Source organism: Mycobacterium sp. E2327, assembly GCF_001672675.1.
Classification (GTDB): Bacteria; Actinomycetota; Actinomycetes; order Mycobacteriales; family Mycobacteriaceae; genus Mycobacterium.
Genome location: NZ_LZKE01000054.1, coordinates 1 through 2,961, shown reverse-complemented (window position 1 = coordinate 2,961; position 2,961 = coordinate 1). Strand labels below are relative to the sequence as shown.

The 2,961-nt window shown below is 68.7% G+C and carries 5 protein-coding genes; 1 reads left to right on the top strand and 4 read right to left on the bottom strand.

The genetic code is table 11. From position 1 onward, the window contains the following. The 4 genes from A5712_RS06790 to rimP form a co-directional block, all read right to left on the bottom strand. Positions 1 to 357 (bottom strand): translation initiation factor IF-2 N-terminal domain-containing protein (locus A5712_RS06790; RefSeq protein WP_197519314.1); only part of this gene is annotated, 357 nt, incomplete at its 3' end. Between the two features lie 65 nt (positions 358 to 422). Further along, positions 423 to 761 carry a YlxR family protein gene (locus A5712_RS30060; protein WP_197519313.1) on the bottom strand — a complete coding sequence of 113 codons (339 nt, stop codon included), beginning with the start codon at positions 759 to 761 and terminating at the stop codon, positions 423 to 425. A 62-nt stretch (positions 762 to 823) separates the two neighbouring features. Then, positions 824 to 1,867, bottom strand: a complete 1,044-nt coding sequence (gene nusA, locus A5712_RS06785; protein ID WP_068102809.1) for a transcription termination factor NusA — start codon at positions 1,865 to 1,867, stop codon at positions 824 to 826. Next, entirely contained in the window at positions 1,864 to 2,415 is a 552-nt protein-coding gene (rimP, locus tag A5712_RS06780; RefSeq protein WP_068102807.1) for a ribosome maturation factor RimP, read from the bottom strand. The genes nusA and rimP overlap by 4 nt, the downstream gene beginning before the upstream one ends. 182 nt (positions 2,416 to 2,597) lie before the next feature. On the opposite strand from rimP, the gene A5712_RS06775 reads away from it, so the two are divergent. Next, a partial coding sequence (locus A5712_RS06775; RefSeq protein WP_156766451.1) for a twin-arginine translocation signal domain-containing protein occupies positions 2,598 to 2,961 on the top strand: 364 nt, incomplete at its 3' end.

The following is a 2,961-nucleotide window of genomic DNA, read 5'->3' as shown; positions in this document are numbered from 1 at the left end:
CCCGGGACAGCGCGGCGGCGCGGGCGTCGCCGGGGGCGCTTCGGCCGTCGCGGCCGGGGCGCTCTGCGCGGCGGCGGGCTTGGCGGGCGCGGCGGCCGCTTCACCGTTTCCGGCGGGCTTGCTGATCGCCTTGTCGAGGGCTCGATCAAGGGATTTGTCGAGCGACTTGGCGGGTGCCTTGGTGGCGGCCGGCTTGCTGCCGCCGAAGGACTCGCGCAGCCGGCGAGCTACCGGCGCCTCTACCGTCGACGATGCGGATTTGACGAATTCGCCCTGTTCATTCAGTCGGGCGAGCACTTCCTTGCTGCTGACACCGAGTTCCTTGGCCAACTCGTGTACGCGGGCCTTACCTGCCACTACATCTCCTGTCTATGAGGCGACAGCAGTGGGCCGCGCGCCTCGGGTTTAGCTATGACGCATTGTCATCGGGACTTCACGGTGTGCTCATGTTCTTTGCTGCCTCTTCTGTTGCCGCGCGAATCGTGCACTGCCAAGTGCTCGACCACCGCGGATGTGTCCAGTGGACCGGTGATGCGCAACGCTTTGGTGAAAGCCCGCCGCCGAATCGCCTCTTGTACGCACTGTGGCGCGGGATGCAGCCATGCACCCCGCCCCGGCAGGCTACTCCTGTCGTCAACGATCGCGGCGTATTCGCCGTTCCCCGTCGACACAGCCACCACGCGAAGCAGTTCGGCGGCCAGCTCTCGCTTTCGGCACCCGACACACGTTCGCACGGGGCCCGGAAGTTCGCGCTGGATCACGGCTCAGTCTAGCGTCACTTGACCGGAGGTCAGAACCGCCCGCACGGGCCGGTTAGGTGAGGTCAGTGATCGTGTGCCACCGAGTGACCGGCGCTGTGTTCGGCGTGGCTCTCGGCGTGCCCCGGTGAATCCCCGCGAATGTCGATGCGCCACCCGGTGAGTCGCGCGGCCAGCCGGGCGTTCTGGCCCTCCTTGCCGATCGCCAGCGACAACTGGAAATCGGGCACCACCACGCGGGCGGCCCGGGCCGTCTGGTCGATGACCGACACGGAGACCACCTTCGCCGGCGACAGCGCGTTGGCGACGAACCGGGCCGGGTCCTCGTCGTAGTCGATGATGTCGATCTTCTCGCCGGACAGCTCGCTCATCACGTTGCGGACCCGCTGCCCCATCGGGCCGATGCAGGCGCCCTTCGCGTTGAGGCCGGGAACGTTCGAGCGCACCGCGATCTTGGAGCGGTGCCCGGCCTCCCGGGCCACCGCCACGATCTCCACCGACCCGTCGGCGATTTCCGGGACTTCCAGCGAAAACAGCTTGCGGACCAGGTTGGGGTGGGTGCGCGACAGCGTGATCACCGGCTCCCGGGACCCGCGCGTCACGCCCACGACGTAGCAGCGAATTCGGTTGCCGTGCTCGTAGCTTTCGCCGGGGACCTGTTCGGCCGCCGGGATCACGCCCTCGGAGGCCTTGGTCTCGCTGCCCATCCGCACCACGACCAGCCCGCGGGCGTTGGCCCGGCTGTCGCGCTGGATCACCCCGGCGACGATCTCCCCCTCGCGGGTGGAGAACTCCCCGTAGGTGCGCTCGTTTTCGGCGTCCCGGAATCGCTGCAGCATCACCTGACGCGCGGTCGTCGCGGCGATGCGTCCGAAACCCTCCGGGGTGTCGTCCCATTCGCTGATGACGTTGCCGTCCTCGTCGGTCTCCCGGGCCATCACGCGAACGACGCCGGTTTTGCGGTCGATCTCGATGGTCGCGTCCATCTGATGGCCCTGCGTGTGCCGGTAGGCGGTGAGCAGCGCGGATTTGATCGTCTCGAGCAGCTCGTTGACCGAGATGCCCCGATCCACCTCGATCGCGTGCAATGCGGCCATGTCGATATTCATGTTCCGGCCTCCGTCCTGTCCGGCCGCCCCGCCTCAGCCAATCCAGCCAGTTCCAGCTCCGCCCGGGCTGGTGGTGAAAACTCAACCTGCACAACGGCTTTCACGATCTCGGTGCGGGGGATCTCGCGTACGGTCCAGTCCCGGCCGGCGCGAACGACCAGCGCGACGGTGCCGTCGCGGGTCTCCCCGACCCGGCCGGTGAGCTGCGATCCGTCCGACAACGCGACCTCGACCTTGCGGCCACGGGCGCGGCGGAAGTGTTTCTCGCTGGTCAGCGGGCGGTCCACGCCCGGCGAACTGACCTCCAGCACGTAGCTGTCGCGCAAGGCGCCGACGATGTCCGAGCCGTCCAGCAAAGCCGATGCCGAACGGGACAGGGTGGCGATCATGTCGAGGTCGAGGGGCTCGTCGCCGTCGGCGATCACGGTGATCCGCGGCGGTCGCGCGCGGCTGTCGATGACCACGTCTTCGATTTCGTAACCGGCGCGCGCGAATTCTCCGTCGAGTAGCTCGATCACCTGCGTCTGCGAAGGTAGCCCGGTGGTCACGGCGAGCTCCTCATCTTGAGTTGTCCGGTCATCTGGCGGATGTCGCCACCCAGGTGGTTTCCGGGTGGTTTCCGGTGTCAGTCAGCTACCCACGATACGCCAGGAAACGCCCATAACGGCGTGATCGTGCGTGGTCACGGTCCTTGGACCGGCGCCCCTTCGCGCAATGGCAGGATGTTGCTGTGCCTAGCGCAGTACCGGTTACCAACCGGCGGGGTGTGCTCGCCGGCGCCGCAGCCCTTGCTGCGCTCGGGGTGGTCGCGTCCGCCTGCGGCGAACCGCAGCCGAAGCCGCCCGCCGTCGAAAACCTGTTGGGGCCGCTGGACCAGGCCCGCAAAGACAGCGCGCTGGCCGGGGCCGCCGCCACGGCCGTGGGTCTCGCGCCCCAGGTCGCGGCCGCGCTGACCGTCGTCGCGACCCAGCGCGCCGCACACGCCCGCGCGCTGTCCACGGAGATCTCCCGGGCGGCGGGCAAGCTCACCGCGTCGTCCAGCGAGACCACCAGCCCCAGCCCCACCCCCGGGCGGGGCGCCGACACCGCCGGCA

Coding starts and splice junctions, on each gene's coding strand:
- nusA (WP_068102809.1), bottom strand. CDS start 1,867: ATGAATATCGACATGGCCGCATTGCACGCGATCGAGGTGGATCGGGGC.